The sequence below is a fragment of the Paenibacillus sp. KACC 21273 genome, from assembly GCF_028736095.1.
GTDB lineage: Bacteria > Bacillota > Bacilli > Paenibacillales > Paenibacillaceae > Saccharibacillus > Saccharibacillus kyungheensis.
In genome coordinates this window covers 3,334,695-3,357,318 of record NZ_CP117876.1, presented here as the reverse complement: position 1 = coordinate 3,357,318, position 22,624 = coordinate 3,334,695, and the positions used below count along the sequence as shown (strand labels likewise).

The following is a 22,624-nucleotide window of genomic DNA, read 5'->3' as shown; positions in this document are numbered from 1 at the left end:
AGAGAATAAGTAAATAAAAAGAAGGCTGTCTTATCCGTCAATTTGGATAAGATAGCCTTCTTTTGTTTATTATGTGGTGCGTCCAATTAGATGAGCAGGTACAGGAACTTCTTTGTCTTTGGCAGACTCTGTACCATCAGCAATAGCGTTAGAACCAGAACCAACTTGCATTCGGTACATCTGGCGATAGCGTCCGTCGATTTCCATCAATTCATCATGGTTACCACGTTCGACAATTTCACCGCGATGTAGGACTAGAATCTGATCTGCACTACGGATAGTGGATAAGCGGTGAGCAATAATAAAAGTCGTACGACCTTTTTTCAAGACATCCAAAGCCGATTGAATCAAAGCTTCGGTCTCAGTATCAATATTGGCTGTAGCTTCGTCCAGAATAAGAATCGCTGGATCAAAAGCAAGTGCTCTAGCAAACGAAATCAATTGACGTTGTCCGGCCGACAATGTGCTTCCTTTTTCCATAACAGGTTCATCATAGCCTTTAGGAAGATCAGACAAAATCTGCTCGGCACCGACATCACGTAAAGCTTGTTCGATGCGTTCGCGTGAAATCTGTTCATTTTCCAAATTGACGTTAGAAGCAATCGTTCCTGTAAATAGGTAAGGATCTTGCAATACGATGCCCATATGCTGACGTAACCATTGTTTGGGCAACTGTTGTACATCTTGTCCATCAATCGTAATCGTGCCTTGTTGTGGATCATAGAAGCGGAACAGTAGATTAATGATAGAACTTTTACCAGAACCTGTATGACCCACCAGAGCGACTGTCTGTCCTTGCTTCGCTTCAAAGGTGATATGCTTGAGAACAGGATCTTTTTTATAAGCAAAAGTCACATCTTTAAATTCGACATTACCTTTGTAACGAGGCATTCCACCATCGGTTACTGGCTCGCCTTTTTCGTCCATTAATTCAAATACCCGTCCTGCGGATACCATAGAAAGATCGAGTGCTGCTAGTTGATTGACCATACCTGTAACCGGTTGGAACAATCTTCCCAATACATCGACAAACGCATATAGTACCCCTAGTGAAATGACACCTTCAACTCCGCCCAGTGCAGAAGCACCGAAGTACCATAATACAATAGCAAATGTAAGACTACGCAATACATTGACTAGATTATGCGAAGTAAAAGCATTTAGATTTAACATTTTATTCTGATAAAACAGATAATCGTTGTTTAGATTTTCAAATTCTTCTTGAGTCTGACGTTGCTTACGGAATACACGAATAATCGACATTCCTTGAATCGATTCATTGATAATAGCGTTAATCTCACTAAGTCTAGAACGGATAATAGTGTTGTATTTGGTTGCAACTTTGCGGTATAACACAATCCACAAAACAAGCAATGGAACAACAAACAAACAGATCAGACCCAGTCGGAAGTCTAGTAAAAACAGTGCAATATAGACACCGATCATATATACAATTCCTGAGCTGAAGTTAGCCAGTACTGCGACAAATAAATCTTTGACCGCTTCCGTATCATTGGTAATACGTGATACGACTTTACCTGCTGGCAGATTATCAAAAAAAGGAATTGGCAATCGCTGAATATGAGCATATAAGTCTAAGCGTAATTGCTGAATAACTTTGTTAGCTGACGATTGCAACCAGTAGGTTTTCCCGAATTCCATAATGATTGTAATAAGCAAGAATACAAAGTACCAGCCAATCAGCTTATAAATACCCGGTAGCTCTGGTTGGTAAAATGAAAATAATTTGTTGGCTGTTAACGGCACCGCTGGATACTGCGCTGTACTTTGGTTATTTTGAATCGTTAAGACACCATTACTGTACGTGCGTTCTCCTTTGGTCGATTCAACAGCACCTTCGATAAAATAAAAGCTCGTCCCACTTTGGATCACATGAGCCTGTGCGCCTTTGGTTTCGCCTGTTGTCCAGAATCCTTCGCGTTTATAATAGTTACCGTTATACAAGACAGCATTCTTACTAGAAGAAGTCTGATAAAAAGGTTGTTCAATTGCAAATAAATGATTATCAATAATATTTTTAGCGATAAAAGGGCCGGCAAGCTCAGCCCCTACACCGATCGCTAACATAATCAACGCGATAATAAATGTTTTTTTCGAACGTAATGCATATTGATAAAGCCTTTTGGTAATTGTTTTGTTATCGAGCTTCGTTGTGGGTTGCTCGTTATAATCTTGAGTCTCCAATAAAGACACCTACCCCTCTAAGGAATCTGCCAGTTGCTGACGTTCATATTGCTCACGATACCAGCCATCCGACTGTAGCAATTCAGCATGAGTTCCTTCTTCAATAATTTTACCGCGATCGAGTACTACGATATGATCTGCATGTTCTACCGCTGATAGGCGATGAGTTGCGATTAGAGTTGTTTTACCCGCACGTTTGGTACGAATATTCTCGATAATTCTAGTTTCGGTACGAGCATCAACAGCAGATAAAGCATCATCTAAAATCAATACTTCTGGTTCAGCGATAAATGCACGTGCTAGAGATACACGCTGCTTCTGACCACCGGACAAAGCCACACCGCGTTCACCGACAATCGTATCTAGACCATCAGAAAGTGTATGCAAATCTTTGTCAAATGCTGCTGTATGGATCGCATTCAATACTTCATCATCGGATGCATCCGATTTGCCGAAGCGAATATTTTCACGCACACTGCGCGAGAATAAGATCTGTTCTTGCGGAACATAACCGATCCATCCATGCAATTGGTCTTTGGCGATATCGTGGATAGATACACCACCAATTTCAAGTTCACCTGTTCCTGTAGGATATTCATAGAGTAGTTGTTTGAGTAGAGTAGACTTACCACTACCTGTTCTACCGACTACGCCTAGCGTTTCCCCGGCTCGAATCTGTAGATTCAGATGCTCTAGATTATCCACTGTAGAAGTGGGATAACGGAAAGTGACATCTTTAAATTCAATCTTATGAAGCGATGGCACATGAACCGGTTGAGCGATATCTTCGACATCTGGTTTGACATAGAGAACTTCGTTCACACGATCTAGCGAAGCGCTACCACGTTGCATCAAATTGATCAATTCACCAATTGCAAACATCGGCCAGATCATCATTCCTAGATACAAGTTAAACGATACAAGATCGCCAAGTGTTAACTCATTATGAAATACCAGATAGATTCCATAACCGAGTGCAATAATATAACTGAGTCCAACAAATAGTCGGATCGTCGGTTCAAACAGCGCATCGACCATAACGACGCGTAAGTTTTTGCGATAGACATCATCGGTAATCTTTTCAAAACGATTCTCATCAAAACGTTCTTGTACATAGGCACGGATAACACGTACACCTGCGACTGATTCAAGTACCTGATCATTCATATCCCCGAAAGCATCTTGTGCCAGGGTATAGCGTTCATGTACAACTTTTCCGTAAATCGCCATAGCAAGAGCAATAAAGGGAAGAGGGAGAATCGCAGCGATCGTTAATTTCCAGCTGATCACAAATCCCATCGCTAACAATATCGTTAATAAAAAGAATGTGGAATCGGTAAGAGTAAGCATTCCGAATCCAACCGTCATAGAAACAGAACGTAGATCATTGGTAGCGCGAGCCATCAAATCACCTGTACGGTTCCGTTCAAAAAAGGGTGGAGTCATACGCAGTAGATGAGCCATAAATCGAGTCCGTAGAAGACGCTCTACTAGATTTGATCCACCGAATAGACTGTGCATCCACACATACGTAATTCCATAAATAACAACCAAAATAACTAACGTGACTGAAATATAATACACCAATGAAGAGACAGTAATCGTTCCCCCTGAAATTTCATCAATCGCACTTCCTAACAGCTTAGGAGGCGCTAATTCAAGCACGCCGGCAATGATCAATAAAATAACACCGATCAAGTACCGCTTTCGTTCACGACTGAAAAACCAGCCTAAATTTTTGAAAACTGCAAACATATCATCACTACCTTTCTTTCGAACACTGGTCAAAATCCACATAAAAAGACACGTCGTCTGCAAACGCAAACGACGTGTCTTGTATGGACATCATATAGCGCGATTGCTGAGCAACCGCCATATGACAAATAGGTATCATTGTGGATAAAGATCAAGTGTGATTTAAAGTACACAATCTACTTGAAGAATTCCATCTGCTGGGGTGCTCCGATATTTAATTGTGATAAAACTACGGGAATATAAGCGTCAATATGTACGTTCATCATTTTATGCATGGAGATTCACCCTTTCTTCTCAAATGTAGTATGCAGATGGTAATAACTTCTAAATTAGTACCTGTCTGCTGTTGATTGTATCATTGCAATTTTTGCATTGTCAACGTAAAATTCATAAAATCTTCATATTTTTTTAAGGTGTAGATATTTTAATGCGATGAAATGATCCAAAAAGCAATAGGTAGATCATGTTATAATAGGGTAGAGAATAGGGTAAAGGTAAAAAAAGAGAGGTGGTATAAATCATGAGTATAGCCGTATCTGATGAAGCCGCACGCTGGTATAAAAAAGAATTGAGTCTAGCTGAGGGCGATGCTGTTCGCTTTTATGCACGATACAGCAGTAATAGTGAAATCCATCCAGGATTCTCATTAGGGATTTCTGTTGAACCGCCAGTGAGTCCGGCATTAACGCAGGATGTGGAAAATATCCATTTTTATATGGAAGACCAAGATTTGTGGTATATCAACGGATATCAATTGAATGTAGAATACATTGAACATGAAGACGATATTCGGTATGCGTATATGCCGGAACCGCAGTAATAAAATGTAATTTAGTATGTATTGTATATGATTTAGTGAATACATTAGCAAAAAAGCTTCTCCCTCGAATAGGGAAGAAGCTTTTTTCTTTTTTATTTATACATAATGAAATGCATTATACGGTAGGTGTTCCTTCAAGAGCAAAAGAGAAATCTTCAATATCATACACTTGAACAGGGATTTTGGCTTCAATAATCCGATGAATCATTTCAAATTGATCAGTTAACATAGGCACTTCTTTTTTTAGAGCAGAAAGAATCATCTCTGTCTCAATCGGATCAAACGATTCACCATAATGAGCATTATCCATGGCATTGATGATTTTCAATTGTACTTTTTCACTGAGTAAAATGGCTGAACTTTGAGCCCAGGGAACATTCAGTGAACGTTGAATTTTCTTTTTGTTGAGTGGTTCTTCGAAATAAGCAATCAATTGCTGAATTCTTGTTTTGACATACTGATTCTCGTTGTCTTCATTCATCAGAGGTTCAGTACTTTCAGCAAATTCGTATAATTCCATAATACTTGTGTATGGCACAATATATTCTACCGGTTTTTCCGGATCAAGCAGTTGACCATAGATCGCGATCATAACCGCTTCAATAACAAAAGTTTGAGACATAGGTGTATCCTCCTGGATGATGCTAACACATTCAATATAAGCATTTTATCATCGATTCATATTTAGAAAGTATACCACACCTAAGCCTATCGGATAAGCACAATCGTTGAATAGAGTTTGTTCTCGTATAGAATAGTAGCTAGGATTTGCCTATTAATAAAGAGAGTAGACCTGCTGCAATCAATGGCCCAACAGGAACACCTTTGAAAAAAGCGACACCGATCAGTGTTCCGATCAATAATCCAGCCACCACTGTAGGTTGATTAGTCATTAATATGGTTCCTCGTCCGCCCAAGTAAGCGACAAACAAACCAATCCCTATCGCGGCAAGTGATTTCCAACTTAAAAAAGAAGAAAGGATCGTATCTAGTGAAATTTTGCCACTTGCGAGTGGAGTCATCACACCAATTGTCAAAATAATAATCCCGATTGTTAACCCATATTTCTGCAACCACGGAAATGCTTGATGCCAGCCTAATACACGAATAAGCAATAACACAAGCATTGCAATCGTAACGGTAGAGTTGTTGCCGATAATCCCAAGAGCGACAAGCACTAACAAAATTATTGCCGGTGTATCAATCGTAGCCATTTTGATAAGATCACTCCTTTCATGATATCTTTACATAGCAAAATGCCCGCCTAAGCGGACACTTTTTACAGGTAATCAACTACATGTAATTGATCTGTATGGATTCTACAATGATTAATGAGCCATTTGCTTATGAATATGGTTAGCAATTTTGTTACCATGACGACGACCGGTTTCGATAAATACTTCATTGGCATTACGACCAGAAGCAATAACACCTGCTACATAGAGCCCTGGAATATTCGATTCCATCGTTTCCAGATCGAACTTCGGCTTATCCATGTCATCACTCATTTCAATACCAGCAGAAGTGAGTAATTTACGATCAGGATGGAAGCCTGTCATCGCAAGTACAAAATCATTTTCGATCGTCGCTGTTTCCCCATCATTTTGCGTAATAATAACTTGAGATGGAGTGATCTCGGTTACTTTAGAATTGAGATGAAGAGTCACATTGCCTTTGAGTACCTGACCTTCAAATACAGGGCGTACCCAGGATTTGATATTTTGCGAAAGATCACTACCACGATAGACCATATCGACATGAGCCCCTACACGTACAATTTCAAGTGCAGCATCGACAGCAGAGTTACTGCCTCCGATTACGGTTACTTTCATACCTGCATAAGGATGAGCTTCGCGGAAATAGTGAGTGACTTTATCCAATTCTTCGCCCGGGATACCCAAGTAGTTAGGATGATCAAAATAACCTGTTGCCAGAATCACTTTGCGTGCCGTATAAGTTTTGTCTTCACCATGACGATTGGTGGTCTGAATTGCGAATGTACCGTCTTGTAGTGGCTGTACCTCAAGCGCTTCTGTATAAGGTTGAACACGCAGATCATAATGACCTGCTGCACGACGATAATAAGCTAAAGCTTCATGGCGGAAAGGCTTGTCATAAGGAGTTGAAAATGGCAAATCCCCGATCTCTAATAACTCAGCTGTACTAAAAAATTGCATATTTGTGGGGTACAAATAAATAGAATGCACCATATTATACTTTTCGATTAATAATGTCTTCATGCCTAGACGTGTGCATTCGATTGCAGCAGATAATCCGCAAGGTCCCGCACCGATAATAATTACATCTTCTATCACAGTGGTCTAGCTCCTTCCATAATCTCTTTTCTCTATAGACGATCTTATCCGTTCAGATCGTTATTAAAATAGAACCATATTTATCCTACCTTAATATGTTATAAAATTCTAGCTTGCTTAGGCACATAGACACAATTTACCACTCAAAACGCACAAATTTGTAAAAAGATGAATCAATCTATGTTAAATGAGGTACAATGATAGTAAGCACAAAAAAGTTAGCAACTTTCTTTACACGTATCTGAAAACGTTTTCGCACTCGATCGCTTAATAATCCCAGCTTGAGGGAGGAGAGACCGATATGTCTGTACTTGGACTATTTAGAAGAAAAGACAAAGAAGACGTCAATAAGTTACCATCTGTTCATGTCACATTAGATGAGTTGCGGTGTGCCGTATTGCAATTTGAACGCGAAATGGATAACGGTATTAATCGCACGGTGTTGATGAAAGAAGATGGAAGTCTCGATCTGCCACGAATTGCTCGTTATTTAGGCGGAGTGAGCGATCAGAAGTTCTATTTATCACGTGAGACATTTGAAATTTTTGCAGAAGAAGAACAGTCTATTCCATATCATTTGGATCGTGTACAGCTTGCTGTCGATGATTATATGAATGAGACTGGAAAATTACCGATTGTAGAAGATTCTGTGTATTTTGAAGTGGATTGCCGTATGTTGTATCAACAGCATTATTTACATGAGATTCCTGAATTTAAATTGTATATGACCGATCAAGAAATGATGGTTACCCATCGTCAACCTGTGGCATTACCTGATGTCAAAGCACAGGAAGATCATTCTTACGTATTATTGTAAAATGGCTTATAAGTTATCATAAAGTTGAACATTCACAGACCAAAGAGAGATTATTCTCTGCAAGCTGTATACTTAATAAAACCCGCTTAGCAATGTGCGGGTTTTTTGCTGTGTTGTTTGCTATTTTGATAGATATTCTACGATAGGCAAAAGCGAAGCCAGACAAGATTTGATATACTTTTAGCAGAATCTATACATAATTTACTTGTAGGAGTGGATAGAATATGAAGATTAGTGCAGTTATTTTTGATTTGGATAATACATTGATGGATCGAGATTATACGTTTCGAGCCTTTTCGCAAAAGTTGATTAATCATTATTTAGGTCATATCAATGAAGAGAAAGCGAGAGATATACTAGGGTATATGCGTATTGCTGATGCCGATGGGTATCGTCCTAAACGTGGATTTTTTGAAGAATTAGTTGAACTCCTACCCTGGACAGACAAGCCTACTGTAGATGAGTTATTTGCTTATTATACAGAGCATTATATGAAAGAAGCCCGTCTAATGAATCATGCATTAGAAGCTATTCAAGCATGTCGGGATCAAGGGTATAAGTTAGGCATGTTAACCAATGGAGCACATGAAATACAATATGGCAAAGTAAAGCATTTGGGATTGGAATCTTACTTTGATGTCATTTTGACTTCAGGTGAAGCAGGCATCAAAAAGCCAGATCCGAAGATTTACGAGATGATATTAGAGAAATTAGGCACAACCGGAGAAGAAACAATATTTGTCGGCGATCATCCTACCAACGATATCTGGGGAGCCTCCCAATCAGGCATGCGCGGCATTTTCCTACGTCGAAGTTTTGAGTGGGATAAGAAGTTGGGTGTAGAACCCTGGTATATAATTGAGGAGTTGAATGAGTTGGAGGATATTTGGCAGGGGTTTAAGAAGTAGTATTAGGAGAGTAGACATGATTTTGATTTGAAAATGAAACCAAAGACCTTATTATTAAGGTCTTTTTTTGTCGTTCAATGAAGAAACTGCTATTTTTTGAAAAAAAGATGTGATACTATAGGCTTACTTGTTTGTTAGTTTGCCCCTTATTTTACAATTAAATGGATTAGAATATTAAAGTTGAAATAAACACCTAATAACTATGAATTATTTGGAGGAAATGATGACAGAATCATTATCAAAAAATCAAAAAAAAATTCAAATTAAAATTGAAGATTCTCTTTTATCAGATCAAAATAAAGTATTACATTTATATGGAGAAGTTGGATCCGGAAAAACATATTTAATTAAACAGTCGATTAATAATATAAAAAAATACGAAGATTGGACTGTGTATTATATAGAAGGAAAATCGGAGTTGACAGATTCTTTTTCTACTATTGCTTTTGCAAAAGAAGTCATAGCACCAATGTTAGAAAATACTGGAATAAGTTTCAATATAACTGGTATTATTCCAAAAATAATTAGTGCGGGATTAAGTAGTACTTTTAAAATACGTCAAGAGTTTGATCCTAAAATAAATTTTTTTGTAAATAAATTAAAAAAACTAACTACTTCTAATATTGTTATCGTTGCAGATAACTTTCATTACTGGGATTCTGCTTCTCAAGGATTTCTAATGTCTTTGAGAAACAGTTTTGCTAAATTAGCCAGAAATAAAAATTTGAAAATTATACTGATTACTGATACAAATAAAGAAAATTATACTTCTAAAATATTATATAGTGATTTATTGAAACTAAATCTAAAGCTTCCTAATACAGATGATATACCGGAAATTTTAAATTTAATGGGTTATAAAGATATTAATTTTGAATTAGACGAGTTATCACGTATTATGTCTGCGACTGGTGGAAATATGCATTTTCTAAAGTTTTTAATTGAAGGGTATTATCTATCTAAGCCTACTGATTTTGCCACTGATACTACAATGTTTGATATGACTAAATTACTGGAACTTAGATTAGAAGCATTTGGGGAGAAACAGAAAGAATTTTCAAAAATATTGCAAATATTGTCTATTTTAAGTGAAGATTTTGAAAGTAAAGAAATAAAGTACTTATGTTCAGAAATAGCTGATATTGATGAATTTCTTGAACTTTCATGTGAGAGATTTTTCTTACAAAAAAGCAATGAATTTTCATTTTCAAACGAACTTATGAAAAAATTGTTTTATCAACAATTAGAAGATAAAAAATTAACATTGCATAGTAAATACGCAGAATATTTACAAAAAAATAGACCTGATAAATACCTCAATAGGGCATTTCATTTATCATTAGCAGATACAAAAAAACAAAAATCCAATGAAATAATTGGGTTACTTACATTGGCTTATTTTCGAAATTTGGAAAGAAGTAATAATATTGCTGACTGTGAATATATATTTTCAAAATTAAAAGAGATAGTAGATAAAGATTCTAAATATGAGACGCAAAAACAATTTAAAAACTTTCTAAATTTAAAATTAGCATATGAGTTATATATCAAAGAAGAGTATAAAAAATCGCATGATATATTAAATACAATATTAAATGGTTCTATTTTATTCAACTCTGAAGTATTAAGAATAAGATTATTAGTATCATTAATGTTAAATATGGATACAAAAAATGTTGAGAATTCTGTTAAACAAATTTCTTTTTCCTTAGAATATTTAAAAAATAATGAAAAAGAACAGTGGTCTCAATGCGCTTTCGTATTATTTTCTACGTATTCAAATAAGTTAAGTGATTATGATAATAGTGAAAAAATCGCACATGAATTAAGACAATTTGTTAATGTTTGATATGACTAAATTACTGGAACTTAGATTAGAAGCATTTGGGGAGAAACAGAAAGAATTTTCAAAAATATTGCAAATATTGTCTATTTTAAGTGAAGATTTTGAAAGTAAAGAAATAAAGTACTTATGTTCAGAAATAGCTGATATTGATGAATTTCTTGAACTTTCATGTGAGAGATTTTTCTTACAAAAAAGCAATGAATTTTCATTTTCAAACGAACTTATGAAAAAATTGTTTTATCAACAATTAGAAGATAAAAAATTAACATTGCATAGTAAATACGCAGAATATTTACAAAAAAATAGACCTGATAAATACCTCAATAGGGCATTTCATTTATCATTAGCAGATACAAAAAAACAAAAATCCAATGAAATAATTGGGTTACTTACATTGGCTTATTTTCGAAATTTGGAAAGAAGTAATAATATTGCTGACTGTGAATATATATTTTCAAAATTAAAAGAGATAGTAGATAAAGATTCTAAATATGAGACGCAAAAACAATTTAAAAACTTTCTAAATTTAAAATTAGCATATGAGTTATATATCAAAGAAGAGTATAAAAAATCGCATGATATATTAAATACAATATTAAATGGTTCTATTTTATTCAACTCTGAAGTATTAAGAATAAGATTATTAGTATCATTAATGTTAAATATGGATACAAAAAATGTTGAGAATTCTGTTAAACAAATTTCTTTTTCCTTAGAATATTTAAAAAATAATGAAAAAGAACAGTGGTCTCAATGCGCTTTCGTATTATTTTCTACGTATTCAAATAAGTTAAGTGATTATGATAATAGTGAAAAAATCGCACATGAATTAAGACAATTTGTTAATGAAAATTCTGAGATAGAATTATACAATTATATGAACCAAATTATAAATAGAAAATCTTTTATATTTGAAACTATATTACTTTCTAAAACTCATGTTGAAGATAGTGTAGAGTATTTTCAAAGAATTGAAGATTATACTCAATATTATTTTTCGCTTTGTAATTATTCAGGCATTTTATTAGTTTTAGGAGAGTATGATAAGAGTATATCGCATTTGCAAGCTTGTTTGAATCTAATTAAGACATATGATTATATTACTTTCCCTGCACATCAAAAAATCTACAATAATTTATTTTTAGCAGAATTTTTGGTGACTTTTAGAGGAAGTAAATTTCTTGATTCGGAAAAACTAGATATTACTATTAAAAAATTTAAAAATGAGATTTCTGACATACCTAGCGAGAAAGACGCTATCATGTATATAAATTTAATAAATTTATATATTATTAAGAAAGAATATTCAACGTGTCATAATTTATTATACGTTCTTAAAAAGAATATACTTTTAGATAATCAAGATAGTTTTTATGATTATTATATTAATAATATATATGTGGCTTTAAACATTGTTCAAGAAAATTGGTCAGAAGCCGAGTTATATATTGAAAAGTTAATAAATATATTTCCTGAATTTCACAAAAAGAATGCCAAAAAAATATATCATAGAAATAATGTTCTAAAGCAACTTATAAAACAAAGAATATGTTTAGAACCAGTTCAACTTGATGATTGGTGTTTAAATAATTCTGAAAAAGAAGATATTGGTTCGCAATTCTATTCAAGATTATTTTTATTTTCGGATCTCCAATTTTCTTCTTTATAAGAACTTGTTCTCAATATTATTAGCTACTATGTTAATGATAGAACTATAAATATCTTTATTTTTAAAACCTATTTTTTTAAATGCAAAATCGAAAGAACTATGTTCAGTTGTATATGGAGAACTTGCAATATCAATCAAATAAGGTACTCCACTATTTGTAATCCTAAAATCAATTCTTCCGTAATTTTCTAAACCTACAAGATTTGCAACTAAATTTGAAATGGTTCTTATTTTGTCAACTATATTAGATTCAAATTTATCTTCTAGTGCATAAAATCCATAGTTATTATTATTAGAATAATCAGATGTTAAAATTCTAGATTCTAAATTCATTTTACCTTCTATTGAAATTCCTACTGGTTCTAAAGTATACACTTTATCACTAATAAGCAGTGGAACTTCACATTCAAATCCATCAATAAATTCTTGAATTAAAATAGAGTTTTTTATATCTTTTTGAAAATTAAACTTATAATTTTTATCGTATATTTGAATAGAGGATGAATCGAGTCCAATACTTGCAGATTCGTGCATAGGTTTAATTAGAATTTGTGTTCCATGAGGAGGTTCTTGATTATTTAACCAACTGCCATCACTATTATAGATCCAACTTCTAGGAGTATTTATTTCATGACTAGACAAGTATTTAGTGTACATGTACTTAGATCGACAGAAAGATGTTACTAAAGCGTTAGAACCTGTATACGGTATAGACAATAAATCACAAAAAGAAGGAATCAATGATTTTTTTCCTATATGATTTCCATGTCTAGTTAAATTATAAATAATTTTACTATTTTTATAATAGGATTCTGCTAATGTTTTGGTGATAAATTCAAACTCATTAAAAAAAGATTCAACATAATAACCTGAAGATTGTATTCCTTTTAATATTTCTGCATACTCTTGATCTGAGAAAAATTCATTATTTTCTGAATAATTTATGGATTGATTATTTATTGCTCTTGTTTTAGAACGAGTATTTGTCAAAAGAATAATATCATAATCTTTTTGTACAAGTTTTGATTGTTCTAACAATTTTTCAATATACTTTTCAACTTCATTCATCATCATTTCCTCCAAATAATTCATAGTTATTTGGAGGTCTCTAATCGGTTTCTAGGGTTGAATTTTGTTAATACAGCACGCTTTCTTTTAACAGATACCTCTGTATAAATCTCCGTTGTACTTACACTGGAATGCCCTAATATTTCTTGAACTGCTCTCAAATCGGCTCCATTTTCTAACAATTGAGTAGCAAAAGAATGACGTAAGTAATGTGGGGTAGCACTTTGATTAATTTTTGCCATCTCTTTATATTTACAGAAAATATCCTCAATACCATAGATCGATAAGCCGTTTCCATATTTATTTAGAAATAAACAGTCGTCTTTTGGATGAAAAGCTTCTCTTACTTTAAGCCAGTCTTGAATCTTATCGAGGAGTTCTTTGCTAGATAGATAAAGCAATCGTTCTTTGCGTCCTTTGCCAAAGATAACAACGACTCGATTGCGTAAATCAAGGTCTTTTAGTCGAATCTGAACCAATTCCCCAATACGAATACCTGTAGAAAAGAGTAAGTCTATAATGGCATCATTTCGTATACTTAAGCGCGTGCTGAATTCTGTTTTTAAGCGGTTACGATCATGCTCTGGGGCAGATAATAAACGTTTGATTTCATTGGTAGGTAACGTTTTAGGAATTCGTTTTGCTGTTTTGAATCGTTTACCGAAATTGATTAATGGGGATTGATCGATCCAATTCTTTTGATCCAAAAATAAGAAAAATCCTTTAAAGGATATGTATTTCCGTTTGATGGTAGAATCTTTTAAAAGATTCAAGTGACTCAATGTATTGAAATATAAATAGATTTCCGCTTCGGTCACAACTTCGATCTGATTCTCTACTAGCCAATCATGGAACATATTCAAATCGGATAGATAAGCTTTGATCGATTTTGGCGATAAATTTTTTTCGATCAATAAATAATTCACATACTTTGCGATATAATCGTTTAAATCAATCCTAGATACTAACAATTTTTATCCTCCTGTGTCTCCAACAACTTCAATTTCTTCTCTACATTACATAATCTTTAAAATACAGATTCTCCATTATACCAAAATCAATCATTTTAACATGTATCAATTTATGCGGTACTACAGTATCTGTTATTTCACTTTGCAAAAGTAATTCAACAGAATTATGATCTAGACTTTTAATGCTTGCAGATGTATTGCAATTATTGAAAGTCTTTTTAGCATGTCTACACCTACAACCTACATTTACATACTCAAGCATCGATTTTGAATGTATGTACTATATAAACTGCCAACCATTCAAGCTCAAAGTAGTGCTATTTTATTAATTACATATTAAATCTAAACAAAAATAGTTTTCAATATTTACGCAAACCTATATTTCGACATATTTTGCGAAAATAAATTGTTTCTATACTCAGAAGTGTCAGTGATATAGACGTCTAAACAACTTTGGATAACTAACGTTTAAGAAATAAGCGCTTTGTAAAAGTACATATGTTCAGATCAGTGAGAGAAAGGAATGAATTATGAAGTGGTATTTACATGCGTTAGGTAAACGCAAAATTGTAGAGTTTTTGTTGTTGATTGTCTTTGTGATTTTTTTTCTGGGACCATTGCTAAATTTATTGATATTGGCTGTATCTGGTAAGTGGCAGTACCCATCAGCTTTACCACAGAGCTGGTCGCTACAATGGTGGCAATTTGTGTTGAGTCAGGATGATGTGTTGCAGTCTATTTCGCTCTCTTTTCTGATTGCGACTGTGGTGACGGTATGTTCGATTATTGTGTGTGTACCAGCCGCTTATGCTTTTGCACGCATCTCATTTCCGCTGAGTAAATGGTTTTTATTTTCGTTTTTGCTTACTCATGCATTTCCGAAAATGGGCTTGTATGTCTCTATTGCTGTTCTATTTTACAAATTCGGCTTAATGAATACTTTTGTAGGCATTGTACTGATTCATATGGTCAACACTTTGATGTATATGACATGGATTCCAGCTTCTGCTTTTCGCAGTGTGCATCAAGCTCAAGAAGAATCGGCACGCGATGTAGGAGCAGGCCCGATTCGAGTATTTTGGAAAATTACATTCCCGATGGCTTTTCCCGGTATTATGGTCGCTTCGATTTTCACCTTTTTAGCTTCATTGGATGAAGCGCAAGGCACGTTGTTGGTAGGGATTCCTGATTTTAAAACAATGCCGATTATTATGTACTCTATTATCGCAGATTATCCGAATACGACAGGTGCTGTATTCTCTGTAATTTTGACATTACCGACAGTGATTCTGTTAGTAGCTGCCCGCAAATTTGTAAGTGCAGATGTATTATCTGGTGGGTTTCAAGTGAAATAAAGTGGACTATATTGCAGATTCTATGGTTACCCAAGAAGCAGGAGGAGTTATGAATACAATCATGCAGTCTCAATTATCTATTCGAAATATAAGCAAAATATTCAAAACAGGCGATGGTGTGAAAAATATTTCGCTTGAGATTGCCAAAGGCGAAATGGTGACATTACTGGGGCCTTCGGGTTGCGGAAAAACCACTGTTTTACGATCGATTGGCGGCTTTTTGGAACCTGATAGCGGAGATATTTTAATTCGTGGGAACAGCATATTACAGTTGCCTCCTGAAAAAAGACCAACTGCTATGGTATTCCAAAGTTATAATCTGTGGCCACATATGACGGTATATGAAAATTTGGCATTTGGTCTGAAAATCCGCAAATATACTAAGGCAGATATTGAGCGTGAAGTCAGAGCCGCTTTAGAAATGGTGCAACTCGGTAGTGCAGCAAGCAAGCATCCTACCCAGTTATCCGGTGGACAGCAACAGCGGGTGGCTCTAGCCAGAGCACTACTATTAAAGCCGGATGTATTACTGCTAGATGAACCTTTTTCCGCTCTGGATGCCAAGCTACGGATGGAGATGCGTGAAGAATTACGTGATATTCAGATGGCTACCGATATGACGATGGTTTTTGTAACACATGATCAAGAAGAAGCTTTATCGATCTCAGACCGAATTGTAGTTATGCATGGTGGTCAGATTGAGCAATTGTCTACACCACAGGACATCTATGATACGCCACAATCGCTGTTTGTCGCTAATTTTATCGGTCGTATCAATGTATTAAAGGGGGTGAGTGATGGACAGCATATTACAGTGGGTGGATTGCGTCTGCCTAATCCAAAGTTAGAATTGCCTATCGGACATTGTATCGTTGCTGTTCGTCCAGAAGACATGTACCTGTCTGAACAAGAAGAAGGCTTAACAGGTCATATTCGTCAGGTCATGGTACTCGGTCATTATGCAGAAGTATCAGTCAATTATGAAGAAGAAGTCCTTAAAGTATTTGTACCTCGTCAACAAGCGGCTACCTTACATCCAGGTCAACCGATATCGCTGATGTTTAGTAAAATGAATGTTTTTCCAGAAATCAGTGTATCGGAAGCAGACAAATAACAAGAAGCTCATGCTAAATTAATCTCAAAAGCAGTTATTTTAAAGGAGGATGTTCTTGTGTTAAACAAAGCAAAAATGAGTATTCTACTGATGGTTGGATTATGTATGGTTATGGCGTTAGCCGGATGTGGAGGCAAATCAGCGACCAACGAAGCCAATGCAAGTAGTTCTTCTGCAAATACCACAGAGGTTTCTTTGTATACCAGTGGATCGTTAAATGTAAAAGAGTTGTGGGAAACGTTAATTCCAGAATTTGAAAAAGCTAATCCAACGATCAAAGTTAAATTGGTATATCTTCCATCAGGAACAGGTGGACAATCTGCACTGGATCGCCTTTTAGCTGCCAAGCAAAGTGGACAGACCAATGTAGATGTAGATCTATATGAAGGTAGTTTGGACGATATTACAAAAGGCAACAAAAATGGAATCTGGGCCAAACTGGATACAGCAAGTGTACCTAACCTCAAAAATATCGACACATCGATATTAAAACAAGTAAATGATATGGCTGTTCCTTACCGCGCTTCTTCAGTAGTACTGGCATACAATAGCCAAAATGTACCTAACCCTCCGAAAACAGCAGACGAGTTATACGATTGGATTCGTCAACATCCCGGCAAATTTGCTTATAATGACCCTTCTACAGGTGGAGCAGGTAGTTCATTTGTAACTACAGCCATTTACAATTTTTTACCCCCTGAAGATATGAACAGTAGTGATCCTGCTATCGCACAGAAATGGGATCAAGGATTTAATTTGTTAAAACAATTAGGGCCGTCTATGTATCAGCAAGGAATCTATCCGAAAAAAAATCAAGGCACACTCGATTTACTTGCTAATGGTGAAGTAGATATGGTTCCAGCATGGTCAGATATGGCACTAGAACAGATCAACAAACAGCTATTACCAGATACAACTAAGCTAACTCAGATCAGCCCTGCTTTTACAGGTGGCCCTGCGTATCTGATGGTTCCCGAAATGTCGACCAAAAAAGAAGCTGCACAAAAATTGCTTGATTATATACTTACACCGGAAGCTCAGACGATTGTAGTGAACAAAATGTACGGTTACCCTGGGATCAAATGGGATCTAATGTCTAAAGAATTACAAGATAAATTTGCAAGTGTGTCTGCATCGTACCGTCAATTTAATGGTGGTGATCTACAACAAGAGATCTACAAACGCTGGCAGACTGATGTTGCAGGTCAATGACGATGAATTCTACTGTAAAAAAAGGGATACTAGGGCTTGCTCTAGTGATCCCTTCCTTTCTTATTTTGTTTTTTGTCGTGATCTTGCCTATTTTGTATGCTATTCGAGAAAGCTTAATCGATGAAAATGGTAGTGGATTTGGCTTAGCCAACTATATTCGTTTATTTACCGAGCCCACGATGCGCAAAAATATTATCTACACATTAAATGTAACCGTTGTTTCTACTTTGTTATCGTTAGTAATCAGTTATGCGTTAGCCGTCTATCTGCGGTTTGGTCATGGGTGGGTGGTGCAATGGATCAACCGCTTATACTTTATCCCCATGTTCGTACCCGGTGTGATTGCCACTTATGGTCTGATTACAATGTATGGTAATCATGGGTGGTTATCAAGACTGTTGTTATTGATCGGAATCGATGTATTTCCCAAAATTATTTACGATTACAAAGGGTTATTACTTGCTAACTTATGGTTTAATATTCCGTTCTCAACGATGTTACTAAGTTCTGCTCTAGCGGCAGTGCCTAATTCAGTTATCGAAAGTGCACGTGATGCAGGGGCAAATATCTGGCAGTTATTTTTTCGATTTGTTTTGCCACTCTCTTACAAAACGATGTGGGTAGCAATCACATTTATTTTTATGGGCGTAATCGGTAGTTTTACCGCTCCCTTTCTAATTGGTGCTAATGCTCCTCAAGTATTAGGGGTCGCTATGCAACAAGTCTTTTCTAATTATCAGGAGACTCATACTGCAAGTGCGATGGCTGTATTGATGTTTTTACTGTGTTCAGTCATGGGTTATTTCTATATTCGAACGATGGGGAAAGAGGGATAACATTGATGAACAATACTCAACATGACGCTAACGTTATTGGTACAGCAACATTAGATGTTTTATTGACACGTGCTCAACGTTGTTATTTTCAAATAGATGTTCCAGCAAAAGGGTTTGTAGAGTTGCATCTAAAGGCTATGAGTAATAGTCACTGGCAACAGAAAAATCATGAGTCAGCTATGGTTCGTATCTATGTCAATCAACAGTACAATCAAGATTTGATTTTATTTTATGGTAAAGACTCTTTTGTATATCCTCGCTTGCTCGGGCAACTGGAAGCAGGAACCTATGAGATTGAATTGGAATTTCGTGATCCCGAATCTCCTTCCAAAGTAGAAGGAATTCGCTTGGAAAGTTATGAGGCACACTGGATCGATGCTACTTCTTCGTCAGCACTGGTCTACCAGCATACACCGATTGTCTATGGACGCAATCTGACTCATGATTATGAAAGTACATTTACAGATACGCCGCTTCTTGTCATGTATTGGATGCAACAGAAAGAAAATCGCACAGTAATTGAATATCATATGGTGTTCAGTCATGAAGATGAAGGTACACCTTCTGGATTATTGATGAGTAAATGGGGCAGAACTACAGATATTGAATGGATGTATCGTGTCGAAATTGATCATGCAGGTCATGTATTATCTGCTACATATCAAGGTCCTCATCATGTGACGACTTCATTTCAAGGTAAAACCGACTGTGGTGGTCTACCTGTATTACAAGCCGCTACAGCTAACGGTAACTTTGTAGATGAAGTATGGTCGAATTATCGCTTGATTCTGCCACCATCTTATCGTTGGTATGCTGAACAGGAACCACGGGAACAGATTATGAGTGTGTATCCGTTCACGTATCAGATTACCAATTGGGAAATGAATCGTCAGTATATCGTAGATCGTAACAACGATCCGTCTTCATGGAAATTGGGAGATCAGCGTCAATATGTATTTATTCAGAGTTCGAAATATGCTTTGGATGTCTATAATGCTCGTATAGATGTCCAACAGACTTGTCTTGATTATCAAGTGCGCTTACAAGGACAAGAAGAATGGTGGTCATCGAGCTTTAACGATTTGCGAGTTGCTGATTTTCGCGCAGCTTATCAAGGACCAGATTTACATTTTTCGACTACGATTAAGTTACCACCGGGCACTCAGATTGATCATATTGCCGAGATTCGGGTGAATCTTTTGCCAGAAGGGGTAGAACGTATCGGTGTCAAAGGAATATATGCGTTTATGTTAGATCAGGAATATAGACCAACCATCGGTATCCAATCACAGACACAGGTTGAATTGACTTCGATCTCTCCTGTACAGACATTGTGGAATTGCTTGACGTTGATCTAAAGAAGTGGATATAGCCGATAAGGAAAAGGAGACAGTTGTCGATGGAAAAATGGTTGCACGTATCTGGTAGTATTGATCCGTTAGCTTCACAGACTCATATTACGTATACTTTTCCGATATTAGAACAAGCATCGATGATTCGTATCGAGTTCAATTATGCTCCCAAAACGTTAACAGATACCGCTCAAGCTCAAACTATAATTGAATCTGCCATGGTTCGATACGGCTATGATGCGCCACAAGAACATGAATGGCAAAAGTATGCTCCGCTACAAAATCTAATTACACTTTCTGTCGATGATCCACAAACCCATCGCGGACAAGCGCATCGGCAAGACTCACAACAGACTCATTTTTTATCAATAGATCATGCTTCGCCAGGATTTTGGAAAGGTTCTAATCCTGTAGGAGAATGGAAAGTAATATTAAGTATTCATTCGATTGTGACACCAGAATGTCATTATCAACTTGAAGTATGGGGGGATTAACAATATGAAATGGATACCTTCTGAATTGCATACTCATACACTTCATAGTGATGGACAACACACTTTAGATGAAATGGTACAGTCAGCTCTGCATCTAGGTATTGATTGTATTGCACTCACCGATCATAATACACAGTCGGGTCTACAAGATCGTCAGCGTATTCAACACGAGACAGGTATTCATATTATTCCTGGTATGGAATGGACTACATTCTACGGGCATATGATTACGATGGGAATTCATGAATATGTGGATTGGCGTAATCTGGGTATACATGATATTGAAAAAGGGATCGATCAGATACATGCACAAGGTGGTCTTGTAGGTATTGCTCATCCATTTCGGATAGGTAGCCCTATCTGCACAGGTTGTTATTGGGAATATCCAATAACGAATTGGCAAAAAGTAGATTATATCGAAATCTGGTCTACATTAATGCCGTCTATCAAAAAAGACAGCCAGCGTGCTTTTGCCTGGTGGACGTCTTTACTAAATGAAGGGCATCAAATAACAGCTACCAGTGGTCGAGATTGGCATCGCACAGAAGACCACGATGCACCAGCGGCTATTACATACATAGGTACAGAAGATGAAGAAAAGTTGTGGCATTCATTAGATATGTTACAGACTTCAGATGTATCGTATACAGATCGTGTAGAGCTAGAACCCAAAGATCATTCTGCTCTGACCGCTCTTCGTCAAGGAGCAGTCACTGTTACGATGGGGCCTTTGCTTACTTTTACCGCCCATATTGCTCATCCAATTCATGATGATCAATCTAAGCGTTATCATATTGGACAAGAACTCTATTGCCCACCCCATGAAAAATTAAAGTTAGAAATAGCGTTAGATACGATTTGTCGTCAGCAATATTACACATTAGCCGATCAATCGTTACGCTTAGTAGTAAATAGCAACCGAGGAATATTGTTCGAACAACCAATTCCAGTGCAAACAGAAGTATATGATTGTGAATTAGAACAGACTCAAGTATTAAGCTGGGTACGGGTCGAGTTGTATGGATATTTTGCGGAAACGTATAGCATGATTGCTTTTACCAATGCTATCTATATCACTCATTCACTATAATGAACTGATTATAATTACGACACTCTTATATTTTGCCTATAGAAAGGATGTATAGATTCATATGTCTGCCAAGCAGGAAACTGTCAAGCTTCGTATCGAGCAATGGATCGCAGAACATCATATTCATGCTGGAGACCAATTACCTTCTGAATCTACATTAGCTACTGAATTTAGAGTCTGTCGTACTACTGTTCGTGGAGCCATTCGTAAGCTAAGAGATGAAGGGAAATTGTTTGTCAAACATGGCAGTGGTACGTTTTTGACCCGTACATTGCAACATATCCCAAGTTCACTGGATCGACTGTATAGTATAGGAGATATGATTCGTTCAGCAGGTCTAACAGAAGACCAACGATTAGCTTATATTATTTCAGAAAAGTGTCCAAGTGAAGTGGCTGAACGAATGGAATTATCTGTCGATGAACCGATGATCGTTTTGGAACGTTCACGAATGGCAAATGGCGAAATTGTCGCTCATTCGATCAACTATATGCCGGTGCAACTTGTGGGCAATACATTTGATGAAAGTGTATTTACAGGATCTTTATTTCAACATTTAGAACAACAGGTAGGTATTCAGATTGTAGGAGCAGATTCAGAATTGACAGTGCCACTTTCTACAGATCCACATAGTCAAAAGTTATGTGTTCATCCACAATCTGCTGTTTTATTGCTCAAGCAGACCCATTATGATGAAATGAATCGGAAAGTATTATATTCTTACGACTATGTTCGCAACGATATTTTCACATTTTGGATCAGACGAACACGATAAATAAATTAAAATTAAATGATAA

Annotated in this window: 20 protein-coding genes; 13 read left to right on the top strand and 7 right to left on the bottom strand. The window is 36.1% G+C overall.

Features of this window, described 5'->3' with window-relative positions; translation table 11 throughout:
* Positions 1-69 precede the first annotated feature (69 nt).
* Both PQ460_RS14575 and PQ460_RS14570 read right to left on the bottom strand, forming a co-directional pair.
* Positions 70-2,205 (bottom strand): ABC transporter ATP-binding protein, encoded by a 2,136-nt coding sequence (locus tag PQ460_RS14575; protein ID WP_274170279.1) that lies wholly within the window; start codon positions 2,203-2,205, stop codon positions 70-72.
* Positions 2,206-2,214: 9 nt separating this feature from the next.
* Positions 2,215-3,960 (bottom strand): ABC transporter ATP-binding protein, encoded by a 1,746-nt coding sequence (locus tag PQ460_RS14570; protein ID WP_273615838.1) that lies wholly within the window; start codon positions 3,958-3,960, stop codon positions 2,215-2,217.
* A gap of 520 nt (positions 3,961-4,480) precedes the next feature.
* On the opposite strand from PQ460_RS14570, the gene PQ460_RS14565 reads away from it, so the two are divergent.
* Entirely contained in the window at positions 4,481-4,780 is a 300-nt protein-coding gene (locus PQ460_RS14565; RefSeq protein WP_274170278.1) for a HesB/YadR/YfhF family protein, read from the top strand.
* A gap of 115 nt (positions 4,781-4,895) precedes the next feature.
* Here PQ460_RS14565 and PQ460_RS14560 read toward each other — a convergent pair whose 3' ends face one another.
* The 3 genes from PQ460_RS14560 to PQ460_RS14550 all read right to left on the bottom strand — a co-directional run bounded on the left by PQ460_RS14560 (position 4,896) and on the right by PQ460_RS14550 (position 7,092).
* Positions 4,896-5,402 carry an ADP-heptose synthase gene (locus tag PQ460_RS14560; protein WP_204824496.1) on the bottom strand — a complete coding sequence of 169 codons (507 nt, stop codon included), beginning with the start codon at positions 5,400-5,402 and terminating at the stop codon, positions 4,896-4,898.
* 139 nt (positions 5,403-5,541) lie between these two features.
* On the bottom strand, positions 5,542-5,994 hold the full coding sequence (locus PQ460_RS14555; RefSeq protein WP_443147161.1) for a DUF441 domain-containing protein: 453 nt from the start codon (positions 5,992-5,994) through the stop codon (positions 5,542-5,544).
* A gap of 114 nt (positions 5,995-6,108) precedes the next feature.
* The gene (locus PQ460_RS14550; RefSeq protein WP_274172943.1) at positions 6,109-7,092 is read right to left on the bottom strand and encodes a YpdA family putative bacillithiol disulfide reductase; all 984 of its coding nucleotides are present in this window, start codon (positions 7,090-7,092) and stop codon (positions 6,109-6,111) included.
* Positions 7,093-7,396: 304 nt separating this feature from the next.
* On the opposite strand from PQ460_RS14550, the gene PQ460_RS14545 reads away from it, so the two are divergent.
* The 4 genes from PQ460_RS14545 (at position 7,397) to PQ460_RS14530 (ending at position 12,335) form a co-directional block, all read left to right on the top strand.
* On the top strand, positions 7,397-7,912 hold the full coding sequence (locus PQ460_RS14545; protein ID WP_273615841.1) for a DUF3939 domain-containing protein: 516 nt from the start codon (positions 7,397-7,399) through the stop codon (positions 7,910-7,912).
* A gap of 224 nt (positions 7,913-8,136) precedes the next feature.
* Positions 8,137-8,820 (top strand): HAD family hydrolase, encoded by a 684-nt coding sequence (locus PQ460_RS14540; RefSeq protein WP_274170277.1) that lies wholly within the window; start codon positions 8,137-8,139, stop codon positions 8,818-8,820.
* Between the two features lie 223 nt (positions 8,821-9,043).
* Entirely contained in the window at positions 9,044-10,669 is a 1,626-nt protein-coding gene (locus PQ460_RS14535) for an ATP-binding protein (RefSeq protein WP_274170276.1), read from the top strand.
* A complete protein-coding gene (locus PQ460_RS14530; protein WP_274170275.1) occupies positions 10,662-12,335 on the top strand; it encodes a hypothetical protein in 1,674 nt (557 codons plus the stop codon). The genes PQ460_RS14535 and PQ460_RS14530 overlap by 8 nt, the downstream gene beginning before the upstream one ends.
* Here PQ460_RS14530 and PQ460_RS14525 read toward each other — a convergent pair.
* On the bottom strand, positions 12,330-13,403 hold the full coding sequence (locus tag PQ460_RS14525) for a D-alanine--D-alanine ligase family protein (protein WP_274170274.1): 1,074 nt from the start codon (positions 13,401-13,403) through the stop codon (positions 12,330-12,332). The genes PQ460_RS14530 and PQ460_RS14525 overlap by 6 nt on opposite strands.
* Positions 13,404-13,429: 26 nt before the next feature.
* On the bottom strand, positions 13,430-14,374 hold the full coding sequence (locus PQ460_RS14520) for a tyrosine-type recombinase/integrase (protein WP_274170273.1): 945 nt from the start codon (positions 14,372-14,374) through the stop codon (positions 13,430-13,432).
* Between the two features lie 530 nt (positions 14,375-14,904).
* Between PQ460_RS14520 and PQ460_RS14515 the strand changes: the two genes are divergently transcribed.
* The 8 genes from PQ460_RS14515 to PQ460_RS14480 all read left to right on the top strand — a co-directional run bounded on the left by PQ460_RS14515 (position 14,905) and on the right by PQ460_RS14480 (position 22,602).
* Positions 14,905-15,729, top strand: a complete 825-nt coding sequence (locus tag PQ460_RS14515) for an ABC transporter permease (protein ID WP_273615846.1) — start codon at positions 14,905-14,907, stop codon at positions 15,727-15,729.
* A gap of 61 nt (positions 15,730-15,790) precedes the next feature.
* Positions 15,791-16,843: an ABC transporter ATP-binding protein gene (locus PQ460_RS14510; protein ID WP_274172942.1), complete on the top strand. Its 1,053-nt coding sequence runs from the start codon at positions 15,791-15,793 to the stop codon at positions 16,841-16,843.
* A gap of 57 nt (positions 16,844-16,900) precedes the next feature.
* Positions 16,901-18,055, top strand: coding sequence for an extracellular solute-binding protein (locus PQ460_RS14505; protein ID WP_274170272.1), 1,155 nt, complete (start codon positions 16,901-16,903; stop codon positions 18,053-18,055).
* Between the two features lie 2 nt (positions 18,056-18,057).
* Positions 18,058-18,891: an ABC transporter permease gene (locus PQ460_RS14500; protein WP_274170271.1), complete on the top strand. Its 834-nt coding sequence runs from the start codon at positions 18,058-18,060 to the stop codon at positions 18,889-18,891.
* Positions 18,892-18,896: 5 nt separating this feature from the next.
* Positions 18,897-20,249 carry a hypothetical protein gene (locus PQ460_RS14495; RefSeq protein WP_274170270.1) on the top strand — a complete coding sequence of 451 codons (1,353 nt, stop codon included), beginning with the start codon at positions 18,897-18,899 and terminating at the stop codon, positions 20,247-20,249.
* A 41-nt stretch (positions 20,250-20,290) separates the two neighbouring features.
* Positions 20,291-20,737, top strand: coding sequence for a hypothetical protein (locus PQ460_RS14490; protein ID WP_274170269.1), 447 nt, complete (start codon positions 20,291-20,293; stop codon positions 20,735-20,737).
* Between the two features lie 4 nt (positions 20,738-20,741).
* Complete coding sequence (locus tag PQ460_RS14485) at positions 20,742-21,827, top strand: CehA/McbA family metallohydrolase (protein WP_274170268.1); 1,086 nt, start codon at positions 20,742-20,744, stop codon at positions 21,825-21,827.
* Positions 21,828-21,888: 61 nt separating this feature from the next.
* Positions 21,889-22,602: a GntR family transcriptional regulator gene (locus tag PQ460_RS14480; protein ID WP_273615852.1), complete on the top strand. Its 714-nt coding sequence runs from the start codon at positions 21,889-21,891 to the stop codon at positions 22,600-22,602.
* Positions 22,603-22,624: the final 22 nt, after the last annotated feature.